General features: G+C 32.1%; 17 protein-coding genes and 1 other RNA gene. All 18 read right to left on the reverse strand.

The features are described from left to right. Positions 1–126: 126 nt before the first annotated feature. A complete protein-coding gene (locus HMPREF3267_RS02925; protein ID WP_062077639.1) occupies positions 127–1,131 on the reverse strand; it encodes a siderophore ABC transporter substrate-binding protein in 1,005 nt (334 codons plus the stop codon). A gap of 59 nt (positions 1,132–1,190) precedes the next feature. Further along, positions 1,191–1,964, reverse strand: coding sequence for an HAD-IIB family hydrolase (locus HMPREF3267_RS02930; protein ID WP_002459118.1), 774 nt, complete (start codon positions 1,962–1,964; stop codon positions 1,191–1,193). Between the two features lie 589 nt (positions 1,965–2,553). Then, on the reverse strand, positions 2,554–3,813 hold the full coding sequence (locus HMPREF3267_RS02935) for an aminoacyltransferase (RefSeq protein ID WP_037544507.1): 1,260 nt from the start codon (positions 3,811–3,813) through the stop codon (positions 2,554–2,556). A gap of 17 nt (positions 3,814–3,830) precedes the next feature. After that, positions 3,831–5,090: an aminoacyltransferase gene (locus tag HMPREF3267_RS02940; RefSeq protein WP_002478197.1), complete on the reverse strand. Its 1,260-nt coding sequence runs from the start codon at positions 5,088–5,090 to the stop codon at positions 3,831–3,833. Positions 5,091–5,738: 648 nt separating this feature from the next. Further along, positions 5,739–6,479, reverse strand: a complete 741-nt coding sequence (trpA, locus tag HMPREF3267_RS02945) for a tryptophan synthase subunit alpha (protein ID WP_002459114.1) — start codon at positions 6,477–6,479, stop codon at positions 5,739–5,741. Continuing rightward, positions 6,469–7,686: a tryptophan synthase subunit beta gene (gene trpB / locus HMPREF3267_RS02950; protein WP_070823839.1), complete on the reverse strand. Its 1,218-nt coding sequence runs from the start codon at positions 7,684–7,686 to the stop codon at positions 6,469–6,471. Before trpB ends, trpA begins: the two co-directional genes overlap by 11 nt. Then, complete coding sequence (locus HMPREF3267_RS02955) at positions 7,679–8,314, reverse strand: phosphoribosylanthranilate isomerase (RefSeq protein ID WP_002491882.1); 636 nt, start codon at positions 8,312–8,314, stop codon at positions 7,679–7,681. The genes trpB and HMPREF3267_RS02955 overlap by 8 nt, the downstream gene beginning before the upstream one ends. Further along, positions 8,311–9,093 (reverse strand): indole-3-glycerol phosphate synthase TrpC, encoded by a 783-nt coding sequence (trpC, locus tag HMPREF3267_RS02960; protein WP_037540405.1) that lies wholly within the window; start codon positions 9,091–9,093, stop codon positions 8,311–8,313. The genes HMPREF3267_RS02955 and trpC overlap by 4 nt, the downstream gene beginning before the upstream one ends. 2 nt (positions 9,094–9,095) lie before the next feature. Then, complete coding sequence (gene trpD, locus HMPREF3267_RS02965; protein ID WP_002478193.1) at positions 9,096–10,097, reverse strand: anthranilate phosphoribosyltransferase; 1,002 nt, start codon at positions 10,095–10,097, stop codon at positions 9,096–9,098. A 7-nt stretch (positions 10,098–10,104) separates the two neighbouring features. After that, positions 10,105–10,671 carry an anthranilate synthase component II gene (locus HMPREF3267_RS02970; RefSeq protein ID WP_002491878.1) on the reverse strand — a complete coding sequence of 189 codons (567 nt, stop codon included), beginning with the start codon at positions 10,669–10,671 and terminating at the stop codon, positions 10,105–10,107. Further along, entirely contained in the window at positions 10,668–12,071 is a 1,404-nt protein-coding gene (locus tag HMPREF3267_RS02975) for an anthranilate synthase component I (RefSeq protein ID WP_002459108.1), read from the reverse strand. Before HMPREF3267_RS02975 ends, HMPREF3267_RS02970 begins: the two co-directional genes overlap by 4 nt. A gap of 875 nt (positions 12,072–12,946) precedes the next feature. Continuing rightward, positions 12,947–13,828: a 5'-3' exonuclease gene (locus tag HMPREF3267_RS02980; RefSeq protein ID WP_002459107.1), complete on the reverse strand. Its 882-nt coding sequence runs from the start codon at positions 13,826–13,828 to the stop codon at positions 12,947–12,949. After that, positions 13,818–17,282 carry a dynamin family protein gene (locus HMPREF3267_RS02985; RefSeq protein ID WP_062077645.1) on the reverse strand — a complete coding sequence of 1,155 codons (3,465 nt, stop codon included), beginning with the start codon at positions 17,280–17,282 and terminating at the stop codon, positions 13,818–13,820. The genes HMPREF3267_RS02980 and HMPREF3267_RS02985 overlap by 11 nt, the downstream gene beginning before the upstream one ends. Before the next feature lie 263 nt (positions 17,283–17,545). Continuing rightward, positions 17,546–18,181, reverse strand: coding sequence for an SDR family oxidoreductase (locus HMPREF3267_RS02990; RefSeq protein ID WP_002459105.1), 636 nt, complete (start codon positions 18,179–18,181; stop codon positions 17,546–17,548). A gap of 127 nt (positions 18,182–18,308) precedes the next feature. Beyond that, complete coding sequence (locus tag HMPREF3267_RS02995; RefSeq protein ID WP_002478188.1) at positions 18,309–19,439, reverse strand: THUMP domain-containing class I SAM-dependent RNA methyltransferase; 1,131 nt, start codon at positions 19,437–19,439, stop codon at positions 18,309–18,311. 131 nt (positions 19,440–19,570) lie between these two features. Further along, positions 19,571–19,955: RNase P RNA component class B (gene rnpB / locus HMPREF3267_RS03000), an RNA gene on the reverse strand. Between the two features lie 53 nt (positions 19,956–20,008). Then, positions 20,009–20,347, reverse strand: a complete 339-nt coding sequence (gpsB, locus tag HMPREF3267_RS03005) for a cell division regulator GpsB (RefSeq protein ID WP_002478187.1) — start codon at positions 20,345–20,347, stop codon at positions 20,009–20,011. Positions 20,348–20,372: 25 nt separating this feature from the next. Continuing rightward, complete coding sequence (locus HMPREF3267_RS03010) at positions 20,373–20,927, reverse strand: SLOG family protein (protein WP_002459102.1); 555 nt, start codon at positions 20,925–20,927, stop codon at positions 20,373–20,375.

Below are 20,927 nucleotides of genomic sequence, written 5' to 3' on the forward strand. Positions count from 1 at the left end.
CATACGCATAGCGTATGGTTTTCTTTTTATAATAATGAAGCAGGCCATTTCTATGAATTTTCAATAGAAATGGCCTGCTTCAACTTGTCAGAGGCATTTACGTCTCAGTCGGTTTTTGTTGTAGGCTTATTTAAATGCTTGTTTAATTTTAGCTAATTGATCTATCGTTAGTTTGTTTCCACCTTCACCAAAATACCAAGCGTTAGATTCAAACTGATAAACTTGACCATTTTTAATGGCTTTGACATTTTTCACAACATCATTTTTTAACTCATCTGGCAATTGTTTGTCATTACCTTTTTTAGTACGATTAATAACAAAAATTTTGTCAGGGTTAATTTTTGTTAAGTATTCATTGCTAATAAGATTACCAGCAGAATTAACTTTCATTTGTTTATCAGCATGTTTGATGCCAAGATCATGATTAAGGAAGCCCCCATAACGACCACTTGAAGCAAATGCTTTCATTCCTTTATCATCAACAGCTAAGAATAGCACACGTTCATCTTTAACTGCTTTTTTTGTTTCAGCAACTTGAGTCGAAAGTTTATTGTTTAACTTTTCTGCAGCTTTTTTCTTATCGAAAATTTTTCCCATTAATGTTGTATGTGCTTTAATAGATTTAATATAATCGTCATTATCTGGACTGACAAATAAAATTTTAGCATTTGGGGCAGCTTTTTTCATTTCATCTAATGTTTTGGTATGTGCTTGTCTAAAGGAAGCAAATATAATATCGGGTTTCGCTTTGGCTAACTGATCGAAATTCGGACGTCCAGGATTTCCTAAATTCATGTATTTGTCATTTTTAAATTCAGAGAGGGAAGAAGGGAGGAAAGCGTCACCTTGACCTTTAGCAATAGCTACAATACGATTTTGAACGTTAAGCTGTTGCATGATATCTAAAGCACCGTAATCTAATACGGCAACACGTTTAGGATTAACTGGGACCTCAACTTTTTCTGTTTTCATTTCTCCTTTATCATGAGTATTGTTTTTATCTTTAAATTCATATGTATTCTTGACGCTAATCGTTTTACCATCGTGGTTACTTGAATTATCATCATTCTGACACGCTGCTAATAATAGCAATATTATAAATATCGTACATACTTGTATAATTTTTTTCATAAATAAAACCTCCTAGTTGTCATTATAAATGATATTGATAATCATTTTCAATTAAATTTTTAATTTGTTGCAATATATTTGTCGATTTGATTGCAAATTGCATTAATATCAGCATTTATAACTGAAATATGAGGTTGATTATTTAAATCATCTATATAAAATGTATTATTAGATACAAGTACACCATTAGTAGCATGTTGCAATAGTCCAATATCATTGTGATCATTACCAAATGCAATATAGGGTGCATCATTTTTTAATATTGATTGTAATGTTTTGTATTTATTGATGCCATGCGCTGTAATATCAATATTAGATTCATTTGAATGGTTGATGAGTTCTAAAGTAGTTTGATGTTGCATTAAGTGCTGAGCAATTTCTGAAAAATGATGTGATTTAATATTAAGAAAGATTACCTTTATAGGATGTGTTATTTCATCAAGTTGACGTAACTCAGCCAATTTGTGAGGATCTAAACGAGTATAAATCGTATTATTGGCGTTTACATTTGCTGCATAATCCCAGGCATCATCGACAATATAACTCAAGTTATAATTTACTATTAATTCCTTTATGAGTTCAAAATCATCTTGATTAATATAATCTATGACTTTAATTTTATTATCAGTTGAAATAATAGAACCATTGCCGCCAATCAACGTATTATTTTGAAAATCAGGTATCACTGGCAATAAGTCACGTATAGGTCGTGCTGATGCAAAAATCACTTGGTGGCCGTAAGATTGCAATTGCTTTAGACGACTAATGATTCTATTGTCAATATGTTGACCGTCGAAGCAAAGCGTGCCATCTATGTCGAAAACAAAATTCATAGTAGAAGCTCCTTAGTTAAGATATAAAATAAAGTATAGCATACTTGAAAAAGGTTAGAAGATAGTAAATATATAACTTCCTATAATATATATTATGTAAACTAAAATAAAAAAACGAAATAGGGGTGAGCATTTATAAATAGTGAGCAGTTAGTTATAGTTTATTAAGTTTTATCTGCTATATGTATGTGTTCAAGTCATACGAATTGTTTGCTGTGGTGAATGAATGATTATGACAGACAAGTTGAATTTATTGATGTACTTTATAACTAATATTAACTTTACTTGCAAATAAACAGGTTTATTCTAAGCTTTTAACACTATTTTAGCGCATTTAATATGAATCTGTACGTATTTCATTTATATGTATAATAATAAAATGTATAGTATTAGTAAAAATGCAATTAAAAATTATTGTAGAGTATAGTTGTAATAGTGAAAATATATGCTAATATTAAATTGTAGGACGCAACACGAAACTACATCTCAGATTACTCTGCCTACATCTTGTATCAAGTCTCTATCACTTGATACAAAAAAGAAAAGCATTGTGGTTGTTTACCTTAATGCTTTTCTTCTTAATATCTAGTTACTTTTTGATTTTCTTACGTATACGATCTAATGTTGTGAATAGCCAATATTTAACTTTATTAATTGGTTTATAAAAATCCCCTATTAATTCCTCAATATGAACATTGAAGCCTCGTTTAAAGCGATAAACACCGTAATCTTCACTATCTTTAGTAAAATCACCGGATACTCCATAGAAGTTATACCGATCATAGCCATGTTCAAAGCAATAGTTCATCATATACCAATGCATCATATATGGACCCATAAAATGATTGTATTTTGCTGAAGAACCTCCAGAAAAATAATTTAACTCATAAGCATTAGCAAAGTATACGCCAGCAGCTAAATTTAGTACGGCACCATCAGTTTGACGTAGTTCGCTAGAATTTAAAAGTTCTTTTTTATCGTGATCTATTTGTTTGTCTAATTCTGCAATCTTATTTAGTTGCTTATCGCTTTTATTTTCTTTAGTCATCATTTGGTCACGTCGAGCTTCTTTATCATTAATAGCATCTTGTAATGATGAAATATATTCGTCTAAATCTATATATGCTAATGGTACTAAAGCTTTATCACCATATGTATCGATGAAATTGTAGAAATAATCATCTGTTTTAGAAACAAAACCAGTGCGTTCTTCAGTTTCACGATAGAGGTCAAGGAACTGATCAAAGTCGTCTCTACCAAGGAATTTTACCTTAACTCCAAAGTTTATCGCTTTATTTATATTGCGTTTACGTTGACTATCGAATTGTTTTTTTAGTGATTGAGGTGTTTCGTTTTTTAAATATAAAACCCCCATCCACCGCACTTGACTAAAGGAATCATATTTTGTAGTGAATCCATGATGTTCATAGCCGTGAGACTTTAATAAATTAATCATTGCATCGTTTTTGTCATGATTTTCAAGCGGGTTAACATCTTTATCATAGATTTGATAAATCCAATACGGATCTAATTTGACATATAGACATTGATGATGATGTAGGTATTTGTCTAGTTCTTTTAGATAGAAATCAACTAATCCAAGATCGGTATAATCCATGACAGGGCCACGATTAGAATAATAGACATAGCTACCCATTGTTGGTATTTTTGAGAAAAGACTAGCAGCAAGAACTTTATTATTTTCATCTTTTATTCCTAATAATACCACTTGAAAACCATCATTTTCCCTTGTTACGATATTTTCCTTTACTTGGAAGTAATGACTTTCTAATGATGGATTTTGTACAAAGTTTTCATATTCTTTAATTGTTAACTCTGTAAATTTCATAATTAATCCATTCTCCTCTATAGCTTATTTTGAATTCGTTTTAACACTGAATAAAGTTTATACATAGGTTTATTTATAGGTTTTACAAAATCACCAACGTATTCAATCACTTCTGCACCATAACCTTTTTTAAAGCGAATGACACCTGCGTCTTCAGCATCATCTGAGAAGTTTCCACTAATGCCGTAGAAATTATATCTGTCTATGCCGTGTTCGATAGCATAGTTAATCATAGTCCACTGAACCGCGTAACTACCTGCAAAATGACGATATTTATTAGCGGTACCTCCAGCGTAGTATACAACTTCAAACGGATTAATAATAAAGAAACCGGCAGAGATAGGTAACTCATTACCGTGTTCCGCTTGTAACTGATTAGCCTCATTTAACTTTTGTTGATTGGCATCGAGTTGTTGTTGTAGGTTGTCTCGTTTATTATAAGCTTTTTTGTTATCTGGTCGTTTCTCAATGTCTTTAAGTGCTTTGCCTAAATCTTTTTCTAAAGTTTGTCGTTCATTCGTTAGTTCTTCTATATATTCATCAAATTTTAAATATGCTAGAGGCACAAGCACCCTATCTTTATAGTACTTAAACCGATTGTAATAAAATTGGTCGTCTCTATCAGAGAATTCTTTAGATTCTGACGTCTGCTCCATAAATGAACGAAAGATAGGTAGTTCTTCTTCAGTAAGGAACTTTACTTTGACTCCATTTTTTTGAACTTTTTTTGTATTTCTTTTACGTAAACTATCCATATTATTTAAAACATCTTTAGCTGTCTTATCCTTTAAATTAAGAATAGAATGGAATCTGATTTGTAATATTGGATCAAATCCTGTTGTAAAGCCATCATGATGGTATCCGAGTTGTTCCATTTTATTGAAAAACCAATCATTGCCAGCATTTGCCGTTATATTACCGTCATGGTCTCTATATTGATAAGGTAAGTATGGATCTATGCGGACATAGAGACAGTTATACTTTTTTAAATATTTAGTTAGCTCATTAAAGAAAAAATGTACAAGTTCTTGGTTAGCATAATCTATAACTGGGCCTCTATTGCTGTAAAAGTATTTAAAAAACTTCATGACTGGTACAGCTGTCAATAAACATGCTGCAATTACTTCGTTATTATTATTTTTAACACCAACTAAATGTGTTTCTGTTTTTTCGGCAACTTTTAAATTATAGTTACCTGTCATTTGAGTAAAATGACTATATGGCATTTGATCTGTGAAATCACCGAATTCATTTGCTGTTAAATTTGTAAACTTCATTCATATAACTCCTAATTATTATTTGATTAATTTCTAGTATTTAAATGTAGTCAATGAACATCAAAATCTCTAAAATTACTGATATATTCAATTGTAACACCATATGCTAATTGAATTAAGTATACAATAGATACTGGTAAAACTAAAATATTAACAATGATATTGAGTATATCTATTTTAGTTATATTATGATTATAATGAATGCTCAATAATTCGTATTTGATTGAATAAGATGAAATATTTTAAAACAGATGCTTTAAGATCAATTTTGGATATTAATGTAACGTATATATAAAGAAAATCTTTTATTAAAATTTGAACGTCAAAATCTTTTCTTCTGGTTTGGTTCCTTAAGAGGTACTATTTGAATGTATTAAAACGTCAATTTCTATTGTTAGCATATATTTTTATACACTCGGTACCTCCTTCATTTAGTTTAGTGAAGTCTATTAAATAAGATGAAATAATGTCAATAAATTAGCCAGTAAATGAATTAACAAAAAACTCATTTACTGGCTAATTTTTCTGGCCCCAATTCGTCCGCTTCGAGTGGTATTGACTTTGAATTTTGTAAGCTTTGCATTTATTTATGCATGCTAATGATTGAGTATAATTATCTCAGTAAGGTAATATAAAACGGAGTTAGGGTTAATCAAATTGACTGCTTAATCTTTGGCGAATTGAGTTGATGTAAGTGATAATGTCCTCTTGAGACTGAGATTTTAAGCGTTTTACAATTTCACTTCCAATGACAACACCGTCTGCATATTGAATGATTTCGCTAACTTGTTCAGGTGTACGTATACCAAATCCACAGACAACAGGAATTTGCGTAATAGACTTTAATAGCGCTAATTTTTGCTTTAATTCAGGATGAAATGATTCATTTTGACCTGTTACAGCGTTCATAGTTACTGTATAAATAAAACCTTCTGCATGTGTGGCAATTTCTCTTATACGTTCTTCAGGGGCTGTCATAGCTACTAATGAAATTATTTTAACTGAATAGTTAGTCACTTGTTCTTTTAATTTCTCAGTGAGTTCAAATGGTAAATCTGGAATAATTAAACCATATACCCCTGCTTCTTCGCATGATTTAAAGAATGCTTCTATACCGTAAGTCATGACAATATTATAATAAGTCATAAGGATATAGTTTGCTTTAATTTGATGTTGGTTCTGTTTAAGTTGTTCAAATATAGTATCAATAGTTACATTATCTTTAATAGCTTGGTTGGCTGCCTTCATAATGATTGGTCCATCGGCAACAGGATCTGAAAATGGTACACCAATCTCAATGTAATCAGCGCCATGTTCACTTAATAATTTGACATGTTGAATGAAATCTTTATCTCCCATTACATATGGAATAAATAATTTATTGTGCATGGCTATCACCTCTTTGTTGAATGTATTGTCTTATAGTTTCCATGTCTTTATCACCACGACCAGAAATCGTCACCACAAGCAACTGATCCTTATCCATTTGTGGCGCTAATTTTTCAACATAACTTAAAGCATGCGCGCTTTCTATGGCAGGGATAATGCCTTCATCTTTAGTAAAACGTATGAGTACTTCCATTGCTTCTGTGTCAGTTGCATTCGTATAATGGACTCTACCAATATCGTTATAGTATGAATGTTCTGGACCAATGCCGGGATAATCTAAGCCAGCTGAAATAGAATGTGCAAGTTCTATTTGACCGTGTCTATCTTGAATAAGATACATTTTTGCGCCATGTAGTACACCTGGTTTACCTTTGCCTATAGCAAGTGCATGTTTGTTTGTATTTGCACCTTCCCCAGCAGCTTCAACACCATATAATTGGACTTCATCTTTTATAAAAGGATAAAATGTTCCTATCGCGTTAGAGCCACCTCCAACACAAGCAACAACGGCATTAGGCAAGCGGCCTTCTTTTTCTAATATTTGTGTTTTAATTTCATTTCCGATAACACTTTGAAAATCTCTTACTATCGTAGGAAATGGATCAGGTCCTAGTGCTGAACCGAGTAAATAATGTGTATCATCAACATGACTAACCCAGTATTGTAATGCTTTATTAACGGCGTCTGATAATGTCCCTTGACCATCTTCAACTGAGACTACCTTTGCGCCTAAGAGTTCCATACGAAACACGTTTAGTTGTTGACGTTGGATATCTTCTTTCCCCATAAATACAATTAGTTCCATATCGAATAATGCTGCAACGGTTGCACTTGCTACACCATGTTGTCCTGCACCAGTTTCCGCTACCAATTTACGTTTGCCCATACGTTTTGCCAGTAAAGCTTGTCCAAGCGCATTATTTATTTTATGAGCACCAGTGTGATTTAAATCTTCACGTTTTAAATATATCTTTGCGCCGCCTAAACGTTGTGTGTAAGATTGTGCAAAGGTTAATGGTGTGGCTCGACCTACGTATTCAGTTAAATAATCATTTAGCTCTTGTTGAAATTGAGGATCTTTTTTTGCTTTATTATAAGCTTGTTTTAATTCTAATACTGCTGGCATTAATGTTTCTGGTACAAATTGTCCACCGTATTCGCCAAAAAAACCTAATTGATCTGCTTCTGTTTGAATATTGTTATACATGATAAATCGCTCCTTTAACATGTTGAATGATTGCTTTCATTTTATTTAAATCTTTATGATTGTCTGTTTCTATACCGCTAGAAATATCGTATCCAGCATGGCTCAAATTTAAGGTTTCAATATATTTTATTTTGTTCAACGTAAGCCCACCAGCTATTAAATAATTTATATCTGTAGGTAAAGACTTTAAAATCTGCCAATCATATGACTGTCCTGTGCCACCATATGAAGCAGATGGAGTATCAATAATAAAACTATCTGCAACCTCTCGATAATATTTAATTTGTTTAAGTAGTTGTGAGTTAGCAGGTAAAGCTTTAATTATTTTAATATTCTTGAAATTCTGTTTAGTTTTAGAGATAAGTTTAATATTTTCAGTTCCATGAAACTGTACGCAATTAATCTGCGCATATTGAAGTATATATTGCAAATTGTCCCATGATGGATTAACGACGACTAATACACATTCAATTGCTTTGGGAATTAGCTGTGATAAATAAGCGATTGTATCAGCTTGAATATGACGCTTACTTTTATCATAATAAACCATTCCTAGTGCATCGATGTTGAGTTGTTGTGCATTTAAAATATCTTGTTTTGTTTGGAAACCGCAAAATTTTAATTTCATAAATTTACCTTTTCTAACATAAGACTTGGCAAGAATTCAGAGATATTTGTGCAATTCATTAAAGCACCGCCAATGAGTATACCAGATATTCCTGTCTGTACTATTGATAGCACGTCTTCTCTCGAATGGATACCACTTTCAGAAATGTAGAATCTGCCAGAATGTTTTTGACGTAATATTTGATTGGTATGTTCTACATGAGTGTTAAAAGTTGTTAAATCCCTATTATTAATTCCGATTAATGATGCATTAAGTTGATGCGCACGTTGTAATTCTTTAATGCTGTGGACCTCAACCAGTACTTCCAAACCTAGTTTATGTGCATATTTGTAAAGTTGTTTTAGTTTACTATCTGTTAAACAATGAACGATTAGTAATATCATTGAGGCCCCAGCTTTCTTTGCAACATCGATTTGTATCGTATCAATAATAAAATCTTTACAAAGTATAGGAAGTGTTGTATGGCTGTATAAGTTTTGTAGACGTTCAAAACTTCCATCGAAATAATGTTCATCCGTTAATATAGAAATTGCAGCTGCGCCATTAGCCTCATATTCTTGAACTTGTTTAACTAAATCTTTTACATTGAATTTTGGAACTGAAGGACTTTTCGTTTTAATTTCAGCAATGATAGATAAATGTTTACTTTTGCTAAGTGTAGATTTAAATGTAGGCTTATTTATTGGCGTTAAATCTTTTAATGATTTTAGTTTGTTGTCATAGTAACCATTAGCTAATAGTCTTTTTTTATAATCAACAATTTCAGTTAAAATAGTCATCATTACGCATTCCCTTCTACAATTAAGCATTGTTTCATAGCAAGTCCATTGTCTATTAAATACTCAGCTATTGATATTCCAGCTTGAATGCTATGTACTTTTTCAGCGACATAAAGTGCAATTGCTGCATTAAGGACGACAACATCTCTTTTTGATGATCTGTCTTTTCCGTTTAAAATATCTAAGGTAATACGTCTATTTTCTTCTGGGCTACCTCCTTTAAGTTCGCTATCAGGTGCATATGAAAATCCTAAGTCTTGTGCATTTAATGTGTAGTGGTTTACGTTACCATTTTCATCTAGTTCATAAATTAAATTATTACCTGATAATGTGGCTTCATCCATGCCGTGCGCACCATGTAAGACAATTGCTCTACGTCGTCCTAAATCTTTTAAAGTATGGATGATTGAGTCCAATTGGTTTGGATCAAAGACCCCCATAACTTGATAAGTCAGTGCAAAAGGATTAATAATAGGACCTATTAAATTAAAAAATGTCGGTTTACCAATCATTTTTCTTACTGGTTGAATATATTTCATTACAGGATATGCTTCAGGTGCACTTACAAAGGCTAAACCTTTATTATCTAAGCGTTGACTTACGTCTTCAACTTTGGTTGTTTGAATATTAAGTTGTTGTAGTAAATCAGTGCTGCCAGAATGTGATGTTATACTTTTGTTTCCATGTTTAATAATTGGCACGCCTGCTGCTGCAACAATAAATGCAACGGTTGTAGAAATATTAAAACTATTTGATTTATCTCCGCCAGTGCCACAGACACACATTGCACCTGGGTAGGATGGTTGGACAGGGTACATCGTTTGAATTAAGCTGCGAACCAGATGTGTTAATTCTTTCTGTTGTAGTTCTCTGTCTGTAAATGTTTGTAACAACTCAACTTTGTCATGGTTTTCCACTTTGGGATCAATGAGTATTTTAATCAAGTTGTTAGCATCTGCTTGAGAAAATGGGTGATGGTTAGTTAGTGATTCTGTTGATTTCATATTGTTGTCAGCCTTTCTGTGTGATGTTTAAGAAATTAGTAATAATTTGTTCTCCATAATCGGTGGCGAATGATTCTGGATGATATTGTATGCCATAATGCGGACGTTTATTGTGCTCATATGATTGAATAGAATCTTCCGTTTTTCCTGTAATGATTAAATTTTTAGGAAAATGATTGGCATCTGAAATAAGTGAATGGTAACGCATGATATTAAATGACGAAGGACACCCTTTATACAATAATGATGAATAAGTTTGGTGCATAATATCGACTTTACCATGCATGACAGTGTCAGATTGGATTACTCGACCACCGTAATAACAAGTCAACGCTTGTGCGCCTAAACAAACGCCTAATATTGGTAAATTTTTGTATGTTTCTATTATTTGTAACAGATAATTGTTATCTAAAGGATGGCCTGGACCAGGGGAAATAATAACACCAGATACCGTTTCTTGATATGTTAATGCATCTGGATCGTCAGGATATTTTACGATGACATTTTGATGTTTTGACACTATGTCAACTAAGTTATAGGTAAATGAATCATAGTTATCGATAATTAATATCATGGTGTGACCTCCAATAAACTTTTTGCTTTTAATTGCGTTTCTCGTAATTCTTTTTCAGGAATCGAATCATAAACAACACCGCAACCTGCTTCAACATGAACTTCTTTGTCATCTATTAGCATTGTACGTATAGCAAGTGCAAAATCTAAATCTTGATTACAATTTATGTAGCCAATGCCCCCACTATAGATGCCACGTTTATATGGGTGGCTTTCATAAATCCGTTGAATAGCACGTAATTTTGGTGCGCCTGATACAGTGCCAGTTGGCAATAAACTTGCAATTATAGTCATCGGTGATAATGATTTATCGACATTGCCTCGTACTTCACTAACGATATGCATCACATGCTCGTATTTTTCAATTTCCATAAGTTTTAATATGCTGGTTGAACCTGGTAGCGCTATTCTATTGATATCATTTCTACCTAAGTCAACAAGCATACTGTGCTCGCTGCGCTCTTTAGAATCATTGAGTAGTTGTTGTGCATGAGCTAAATCTTCATCTGGTGTTGTACCACGTTGAATTGTTCCAGCTATAGGATTAGTGTAAACTTTATCTTTATGAACTTTGACAAAGCTTTCAGGAGAACTACCTATGATAATAGGCTCATCCATATTAATATAGTACATGTAAGGACTTGGATTTTGTCTTTTCAAATTTTGATACAATTGAAATGTTAATTGATGTAACTGATTGCCAAAGTGATGTTGATAACTGTAGATGCGTGATGGGACAACTTGAAACATATCTCCAGATTGAATTTTTTGTTTATATTGGCTAATCATATTTAAAAACGATGTTTTATCAATATTGCTTGTTATAACTTTATGATGTTGAAAATCAATAGTTTGATGAAGCGGTTGAATATTGTAGAGTCTTTTTATATTATTCTCAACACGTGCTTCTAATTGTTCTTGTGATGCTAATGAAAATTGATTGGTCGCAATAACATACAAATCATCTTTATAATGATCAAATACATATACATCTTCAATCATGAAAAATCTTGCATCATGTTCATTGTTTAACTTGAGTGGTGTTTTTTTCAAAATTGGAAATTCATGGCGTGCTAAATCAAAACTACATGAACCAATAAATCCTGAAATAAAGGGTAAGTCCTGCAAGTCAGAATGCGATATGGACTCATTAAATTGATTTATATAATTTTTAAAATAATCATAAAAATGAGTTGTTATCGTTTCTGATTGTTGCTGCGTCTTAATTTCTAAAAAATCATCATATAGTGTTATTGTGCCGTAATAATCTAAAGCAACAATTGAGTAGCGACCTTTGACCTGAGTTTGATTAGCACTTTCTAAAATAATCTTTTTCGTACTTAATTGTGCAAGTGCTTCTGGCGTCATCGTTGCCTTCAAAACTTTGTAATAAATTTTCATTTTAAGCTCCTTCCATAAAAAAACAGCATCCTCTATACAAAAGGACGCTGTTGCGCGGTACCACCTTGATTAACAATATCGGTTAGATATTGTTCACTTTAAAATATAATATTGATAAAATTTACTGAACCCAATTTCATCATTCAAGGTGTTAGTTTTCATCAACCACTAACTTTCTAAAACTACCGTATAAACAACTACTAATTTCAGTAATTAAAGCGTAAAAAAACACGTTAACGCTAAACACATAAGGACGCGTTACCGTGGTGCCACCTTAATTAACAATATACATTGCTCACTCATTAATATAGTCATATTTTAAACTTTGAAGACCCAATTCATTTAACACGCCGTGCTAATTTACATCACCCATTAGCTTTCTTATTGTTACGTAACGTAAAACTACTTATTCTTCAAATTATCTGATAATTCTTATATTTCAGTATATTACATCACCTTTTTAATAATGTCAACCCTTGTTCATAATATGGTTAAAATTAAAAAAGATTGATTTATTAGAGTTGTTTATAATTAATTATGTGCGTCTCCCATTGTCTATAAATAAGAGTCATTAACATCATTCATTTTGAATTCGTATTACCGTATCTGCAAGGTTAACTAGACTTGAAAAAAGCTTGGTATAAGCGTATTTTCAAGCCAGTCAACACTGCCACTTTATACAGTTCATAGTCTAAACATAATGATGTCCCAAACGGTTCTTTATTTGTAATGCTTCGTATTTTATGGTTTCGCTTTCCTAGGGTGTTGTCTCAGTCTCGGCTCTAACTAGCATTACTTCCTCAAGCGTCATGCCATATACAATATATATGTGTGTGATTTTACAACTTTTGTTTTTTACTTTTAAATTATGTTACTTAACTAAAGTTAGTCGCAAGATATTTACCTGAGACAAATAGTTCATGTTCATTACAAATTGACAATATATTTTGTAACGTATTGGCGTATGTCATTTTATCAAATAATGACTCTGTATCTAGTGGTACGTTGGTATATATTTCAGCAAGTTGTTTAGAAAGTTTTAAGTCATCAATATGACTATTAATCTTTGTTTGTTGGCCTTGGGTTAGCTTACTAATATTACTAAGGACACCTTCGACACTTTGATGTTCTTTTATTAACTTAAGTGCCGTTTTTTCACCTATACCTTTAACTCCGGGATAGCCGTCTGCTGTATCTCCCATGAAAGCTTTAACATCAATGAATTGCTTTGGTGTAATTCCATAATCTTCAAGAAAACGTTCAAGTGTGTAACGATTATATATATTAAAGCCTTTTTTGGTTAACCAAACTTCTACATTAGGATTGATACATTGCAATATATCTTTGTCCCCAGTAATAATAAATACCTCATTTTGATCTGAATAAGTTTGGGCTAAGCTACCTATAACATCATCAGCTTCATAATTGACAACACCAATATTTACAAAACCAAACTGAGTTGCGATTTCTTTGACATAATCAAATTGTGGAATGAGTTCATTTGGTGGTGCAGGACGGTTTTGCTTATATGAAGCATACATTTGATTTCTAAATGTTTCTTGTCCCATATCCCAGCAAACTGCAACATGACTTGGTGCTATATCATGAATAGCTGAAAAAATGTGTCTTACAAAACCTTGAACGCCATTTGTAGGTATACCTTTCGAATTATACATAAATTGATTGTGTAAGCTTGTTGCGTAAAAATGTCTAAATAATAATGCCATACCATCTACTAGTAATACTCTATTCGTCATAAGTGCGGCCTTCTTTCCCTTGTAAAATATGATCTAATTGACGCGCTGCATGTTCTATAGATGTGATAAGTTGATTGTCCAGTTTAAATGATAAAAGTGTTTGAATTTGTGTCTGTACTTCGTTTTCTAAGTCTAAAAATACATGTTCGTATTGATCTTCCATGTCCTTTATGACTTTTTGGAGCTTGTGACGTAAGTCGTTTAAACCATTTTGTATTAAATGTAAGGTTTGCTGTGCAATATTTTGTTGTATTTTTCTTTGAATATTATGATTTAAAATATTACGTTTTGTTAGATTTTTAGGTAATACCTTTAACATATCTTCTAATTCAATAGTAAGTATCGGTGTATTGCTAATTTCAATATTAATATTTAGTTCAGGTTGAATGAAAATATGAACTTGTTCTAATTTTTTTAATACTGGAGATAGTTGACGTTCTATATCTTGTTGGAAATGTTTTTTAATTCGTTCAGTAATAAGTGTTTGTTCTAAGTAAAAACGTTGGTGAATTTTAGTTAAATAGTCTTTTGTGGCGTCTGACTTTTGTTTTGAGAAGTCAGGATGCTGAGTCAATTGACTATTAAAAACACTTTTAACGTCGTCTAATAATTGCAATTTTAATCTATCATTTAAATAATAAATTTGGTCATCAATTTCATTAATAGATAATTGACTTGATGTTGTTATGAGTTGTGTAGCAACATGTGTTTCTTGCTGATATTGTTGTAATTTATTATTTCGAGTTCTTAGTTGTGCTTCGTTGTTATAATAATCATCAATTAATTCTGCATAGGCCTGTTTAATTTGTGCTAATTGATGTATCATTTGTGTTTCTAAAATAGACTTTGCTTCTACTTTTGCAAAATAATCAATACTATCTCTTAAGTTAATGATGCCTTCATCATTTCTTTTAAGGCCGATGCGACTTGATACTGTATAAATTTCAGACTTTAAACCCACCTGATTTAAAGCATTAAAAACATATTCTTTTACACTATCAATGTCATTTTTTGATTCTGCTAAGTCAATTGCATTTACTATCATTTTAAACGATTGATGATCATTTAATTGATTCATTGCCTTCATGTGTTCTATAAAGGCCTTATCATTATCTGTAAATGAGTGATTAAAGTAGCTAACATAGAGAATTAAATCTGCCGAAGTTAAAATTTGTTCAGTTTCATTAGTATGACGTTGGTTATTTGAATGTAAACCTAATGAATCAACAATAATTTTATCCTGTAACCATTCGATTGGCAGTTTTAAGTGTACAGTTTTTACGAAAGCGGCATACGCATCTTCAGAACTCCATTTTTTAATTTCTGCTTGTTCAATATTATGTTTTGTACCTTGAGTGAGCATAGTTTGATACAATGAAGCATGTTTTTCAATAGCATTGATAAATGCAAGTTGATTTTTAGGTAATTTTTGTTTGATTTGATTTAAATCACTTTTTAACAGTGCTTCAAGGCTATCAAATGATAAGTGATGATACTTCAGTATATCGTTTAATTCGGCTACTAATTGGTCATTTGTTTTTAACGTGATATAACTTTGTTCACCATATGACAATTCGGTAGTGGCTGCAGTTGTAGGATTAGGAGAACTAACTAAATATGTATCTCCAAGTAAAGCATTAATTAAACTGCTTTTTCCTGCACTAAATGTGCCAAATACTGCTATTTTTACTATGTTTTGGTTCATGCGTTTTAAAGTGTCTTGAATATCCATTTTTGTTTGTTTAAAAAGTGGTATATCTTTTATGATGTTTAAGCCTTCAGCTATATCGGCATGTTGTGTTTTTTCTTTATGCTTAACTGTTTCCATATGAGCGTGTTCATGTGAATCTGTAGTTTCTGATAACATATAATTTGTTTCGGTGCGTCCGATGAGTTTATCTAAAGAATCATCCAAATGTATATAATAATGACGATAATTCTTTGTTGTGAGAGACTCTTTTAACTGTTTTAATTCAATAAACCGTTCATAAATCGTTAAATCATTGTCTGCATCATCAGATAAATCGTTAGCTTGAGCATACTTAGATGCCTGCTCAAATAATGGTTCAGATTCTTGTTCTACAAATTTACGAATGGCCTTTAATGTATCATCAGAAAATGTAAGTACATAGGTATTACTAATTGCTGTTTGAGGTTGGTATAAAGATGATACCAAGGCTTCATCGATGTGATAATGTTGATTTAATATGTTTGAAGTTACTGTACTATTATTGATGAAGCGTGTTAAAAAGGACATATCTTCTCGCATAGGTTGACGAATTTGCTGATTGACTTTGTCTTGTAACATATCGATTACAAGTTTAAGGCGACGTTGTTGTTCCGCTTCCTTCTTTTTCTTCTTATTTAGAAAACCGTGCACTTTAAAATCTTTTGACATACTTTCTAGATAAAATCGTATTTGTTCACGCATATCGTGTGTCATGATATATGCATTTTCAAGTATGTCTTTCCGTTTCATTTTAAGAAAACGCAATAATTCTTGTGGATTATTTAACATCTTTGCTTCTTCGCTTACAGCTTGATTTTGTTGAAAACGTAAATATGCTTCTTGAAAATCTTGTTCCTCAATATCCAAAGTTTCTAAAATATTTTGAAGCTCACTTTGAATACATGACAGTTGTGAATGCGCGATAAAATCTAATGTTCGCTCGACGTATTGATTGATGGATTCTCTATGTTCATCCATAGTTACTAAGTCACGTGACAGGTCTTTTAATTGATTATGTGGATGTTCAAATTTAGAGACATAGTAAATTTGCTCTACATTGATATCCCATTCTTTAATGGATTGTGCTACCTTTTTCTTAAATGTATCGAAGCTTAGTTCTTCTTCCTGGTGTTTATCAATTTGATTAATAACAAATACTACGGGCAATCCTGCTTCGTTCATACGTTTTAAAAATTTGAAATTCAAAGCTGATTGCACATGATTGTAGTCGACTGTATAAACGATAAGATTGCTTGTATACATATATTGTTCGGTTGAAGATAAATGTGTTGATATATTTGAATCTACACCAGGTGTATCTTGCAATGTAAATCCTGGTTTGAATTTTGTTGAGTTAATTGCAATTTCTATTGATTCGACATCTACATTTAACCTATTCATCTGTTTGACTTCATCATACGTCTTAAGTCTGGTATATTGCTGACCGGTAATATTAGCAATAATCCCCTCTTCTTCTGCAACAGACACAATGGCTGTATTACTTGTTGTTGGAACAGGAGAACTTGGTAGTATATCTTGTTCTAATAGTAAATTGATAAGTGTAGATTTACCGGCTGAAAAATGACCGACAAATGAAATGGTAAATTGATTTAAATATACTTTTTTAATAACTTGGTTAATTGTGTTAATTAATTGTTTGTTGTTAGATTTTTCTATTTCTTTTTTTAGTTTATATAAATGGTCTAATTGACTTTGATTTATCATAAGCGCTTCCCCTTTGTCACAGTACATAGCTTTATTTTACAAATAAATACGTGCATTAATAAAGTGAAAATGGCTGGAAAATGAATATAAACAAAAAGAATTACAGTCAAAAATGATTTCAATGTTTTTCACAACAACGATTAAGAACGCAAAGCGCTTAATAAAACACTTTACGTTCTTGAAAATTTTATTGAGTTTTTTTAAAAGTTGATGTGGCTGTACAGCTTTAATTTAATTATTTTTCGACATAGTGACTTGGATTACTACATCCATGCTGGTTTGTCTCCATCAGTATTTGGCTTGTTTACGCCAATATTTTCTTTGGAGTGCAGCGATGGATTTTTTGCTATTTTAACTGCTAAATTAGCAACACTTTTTCTTGATACTTCTGTACCTTTAAATTGCTCTCCTTTTTGGGTCACTTCATAATCGGTTTCATTTTTAAATGTAAACCAGGCTGGACGAATAATTGTATAGTCTAAATTTGAAGCTTCGATAATATCAGCTGCTTTACGGTATTTTAACAATTTATTACCAAATTGTTCTTTATTAAATTGATTGAATTTATCTGGTAATTCATCATAAATTCCTGGAGCAGCGATAAAGATAAGGCGAGAAACATTTTTTTGTGCCATTGCATTTACAATAGCTGTTGCTTCAGCGTCCATAGAGCCTGATAGACTAGCAAAGACAACATCTACTTTATCCAGTGCTTTAACGATATCTTGTTCATTTTTAGCGTCACCTTCATATACCGTGATGCGATTTGATCTATAGTCGGGTATACGATGCGCATTTCTTAAAAATAAATCTACATTATAAGTTGTATTTTCCAAAAATATTTTAGTAGCTTCAATGGAAACTTTACCATTGGCACCGATAATTAAAACAGTCTTCATATTTATCTCTCCTAACTATGATGTAATTCTTCTGTATATGTTAACTAAAAACTCAGTTATCCTTACTTTACAATAGTAATGATAAGAGTGCGAATGAATTATTTGTGACTAAATTTGTTATTGCAGATTAATATTGCGGTTTTTTACCCCAATATTGATAATAATTACATTCGATATAACCGTTAAATAATTTACGACGTTTTGTCGCTTTACGATTAGCTAAAAACTCAAATTCTTTATTGCTCGTTAAAATGTAAGTTGATAAGAAGGGATGCTGTGCCATCAATTTACCAATGTAACGATACATTGTTTCGACCTCTTCTCTATCGCCGATACGTTCACCATATGGTGGATTGCCTATTAATGCCATTGGTTCTTCACGATGAATAGTTAGTGTATTCACATCTTTAACTTCAAATTGAATGATATCACTTAATCCTACCTCTGCAGCGTTACGTTTAGCAATTTCAATCATATCTGGATCGATATCATAGGCATAGACTTCGACTTCTTTATCATAATCTGCTTGTTGGTCGGCTTCGTTACGCAGTTTTTCATAAAGATCTTCTGGAATAATATGCCATGCTTCAGATACAAATTCCCTATTAAACCCTGGCGCAATATTTTGTGCTATAAGACATGCTTCAATAGCTATTGTTCCTGAACCACAAAAAGGATCGATTAATGGTGTTTGTCCTGTCCAATTTGCTAATTTTATCAAACTTGCAGCTAAAGTTTCTTTTATAGGTGCTTCACCTTGAGCTAAACGATAACCCCGTTTATTTAGCCCAGAACCAGAGGTATCTATCGTTAATAACACATTATCTTTTAAAATCGATACTTCCACAGGGAATTTTGCACCTGTTTCATTTAGCCATCCAGATTCTTGATAAGCATATTTTAAGCGTTCAACAATCGCTTTTTTAGTTATAGCTTGGCAATCAGGTACGCTGTAGAGTGTTGATTTAACGCTTTTTCCTTGGACTGGAAAGCTGCCATCTTTATCAATAATAGTTTCCCATGGTAATGATTTTGTTTGTTCAAATAATTGTTCGAAAGTTGTCGCATTAAAACGACCAACTACAATTTTTACTCGATCAGCGGTACGTAACCAAAGATTGCATTTTACTATGGCAGATTCATCGCCTTCAAAGAATATACGCCCGTTTTCTACCTGAGTTTCATAGCCTAGGTCTTGAATTTCTTTTGCGACCACTGCTTCTAATCCCATTGGACAAACAGCTAATAATTGAAACATGTTTAATCTCCTTTAATTAAGTGATTTCAAAGTCTATTTTAACGAATAATCATAGTTCTGAATAGTTTAGTAATGAAATTACATGAAAAAAGCTCTCCGCACAAAGGGAGAGCTAAACTAGTAAATGATATTTCTGTAAGCCATGTTCTGTTCCGTTGTACTCATAATGTGTACTAGCTGCACTGGTACGCGGGTGGTAATCATCTGTCTACCTATCATCTTATTTCAGATGAAATGTGTCTCGTTTATACGTTGAATTCCGCTAAACAAGTGCTCCTACCTAATTTGGATTGCTCACTCGAGGGGTTTACCGCGTTCCACCTTTTATATTTCTATAAAAGCTACGTCACTGTGGCACTTTCAAATTAATTTAACCTTATCTGATGACTTAGGTTATTTCATTGCCGTCAAATTAATGCCTTGATTTATTATTTCATCAAGCACGAACACTACAATCATCTCAGATTGTGTGAGCATGGACTTTCCTCTATATTGCTATAGCGATTACCCAAAATATCACTTTTGCGATTATACCATATTATATTTCTTAGTAACAAACGTAAATGTCTTTATTTACCAAATACAGCTTTTTCAAGATTTGAAATTCTTTTTAAAATATCGACGTTATTGTTGTTAGAGTTGGCACTGCCAGAAGCGAAAGATTTGTTGTCTTGGGGTCTAGATGTTGCTACACGTAATCTTAATTCTTCCAGTTCTTTTTTTAATTTGTTATTTTCTTCTGATAATTTTACAACTTCACTGTTCATATCTGCCATCTTTTGATAGTCAGTAATAATGTCATCCAGAAAAGCGTCTACTTCTTCTCTTCTGTAGCCACGTGCCATAGTTTTTTCGAAATCTTTCTCATAAATATCTTTAGCTGATAGCTTTAAAGATACATCTGCCATTTTATCCACCTCATTTTTCAAAACTTTAATCTTCAGCCCACTGTAAATCATTAATGAAATCTTGTAATTCATCAAACGTCACAATATCACAAGTATAGTTTGTTTTAGACATAAAATCAACTAACATCGCTTTAAAAAACTTGGGACTCCCCTCTTGCTCTTCATCATAAATAAGTAGCGTCAAATCAGAATGTTCCAGCATAAAGCGGTCAGCCTGTTTAAACTGAAAAGCCCCCTTATATTGACTATGATAAATACTATCCACATAATCTGCTTTGGCTACCAGTTGGTTATAGACTAATTGATTTTGCTCATTCCAGCGTTGCGTATGACCTTCAAATGGTGTGATAATCGCTAATTTTAGTTCGGGATATTGTGCTTTCAACTCAATAACAACTTGAGCTGTCCACAGTTCTATACCCATTTGACCTTGAATTAACACCCATTCTAGTCCTTCATCAAGATAATTTATTAATTTATGACGTATAAATTGTTTTAAATAATAAACTTCCGGAGCGTCATCTTTAAAAATATTCAACTCAAATGATTTATAACCAGTTATATAAATTGTTTTTACCAT

Origin of the sequence: Staphylococcus sp. HMSC62D11 (assembly GCF_001839145.1) — a bacterium.
Classification (GTDB): Bacteria; Bacillota; Bacilli; order Staphylococcales; family Staphylococcaceae; genus Staphylococcus; species Staphylococcus lugdunensis.

Coding starts and splice junctions, on each gene's coding strand:
- HMPREF3267_RS02925 (WP_062077639.1), bottom strand. CDS start 1,131: ATGAAAAAAATTATACAAGTATGTACGATATTTATAATATTGCTATTA.
- HMPREF3267_RS02930 (WP_002459118.1), bottom strand. CDS start 1,964: ATGAATTTTGTTTTCGACATAGATGGCACGCTTTGCTTCGACGGTCAA.
- HMPREF3267_RS02935 (WP_037544507.1), bottom strand. CDS start 3,813: ATGAAATTTACAGAGTTAACAATTAAAGAATATGAAAACTTTGTACAA.
- HMPREF3267_RS02940 (WP_002478197.1), bottom strand. CDS start 5,090: ATGAAGTTTACAAATTTAACAGCAAATGAATTCGGTGATTTCACAGAT.
- trpA (WP_002459114.1), bottom strand. CDS start 6,479: ATGCACAATAAATTATTTATTCCATATGTAATGGGAGATAAAGATTTC.
- trpB (WP_070823839.1), bottom strand. CDS start 7,686: ATGTATAACAATATTCAAACAGAAGCAGATCAATTAGGTTTTTTTGGC.
- HMPREF3267_RS02955 (WP_002491882.1), bottom strand. CDS start 8,314: ATGAAATTAAAATTTTGCGGTTTCCAAACAAAACAAGATATTTTAAAT.
- trpC (WP_037540405.1), bottom strand. CDS start 9,093: ATGACTATTTTAACTGAAATTGTTGATTATAAAAAAAGACTATTAGCT.
- trpD (WP_002478193.1), bottom strand. CDS start 10,097: ATGAAATCAACAGAATCACTAACTAACCATCACCCATTTTCTCAAGCA.
- HMPREF3267_RS02970 (WP_002491878.1), bottom strand. CDS start 10,671: ATGATATTAATTATCGATAACTATGATTCATTTACCTATAACTTAGTT.
- HMPREF3267_RS02975 (WP_002459108.1), bottom strand. CDS start 12,071: ATGAAAATTTATTACAAAGTTTTGAAGGCAACGATGACGCCAGAAGCA.
- HMPREF3267_RS02980 (WP_002459107.1), bottom strand. CDS start 13,828: ATGACGAATAGAGTATTACTAGTAGATGGTATGGCATTATTATTTAGA.
- HMPREF3267_RS02985 (WP_062077645.1), bottom strand. CDS start 17,282: ATGATAAATCAAAGTCAATTAGACCATTTATATAAACTAAAAAAAGAA.
- HMPREF3267_RS02990 (WP_002459105.1), bottom strand. CDS start 18,181: ATGAAGACTGTTTTAATTATCGGTGCCAATGGTAAAGTTTCCATTGAA.
- HMPREF3267_RS02995 (WP_002478188.1), bottom strand. CDS start 19,439: ATGTTTCAATTATTAGCTGTTTGTCCAATGGGATTAGAAGCAGTGGTC.
- gpsB (WP_002478187.1), bottom strand. CDS start 20,347: ATGGCAGATGTATCTTTAAAGCTATCAGCTAAAGATATTTATGAGAAA.
- HMPREF3267_RS03010 (WP_002459102.1), bottom strand. CDS start 20,927: ATGGTAAAAACAATTTATATAACTGGTTATAAATCATTTGAGTTGAAT.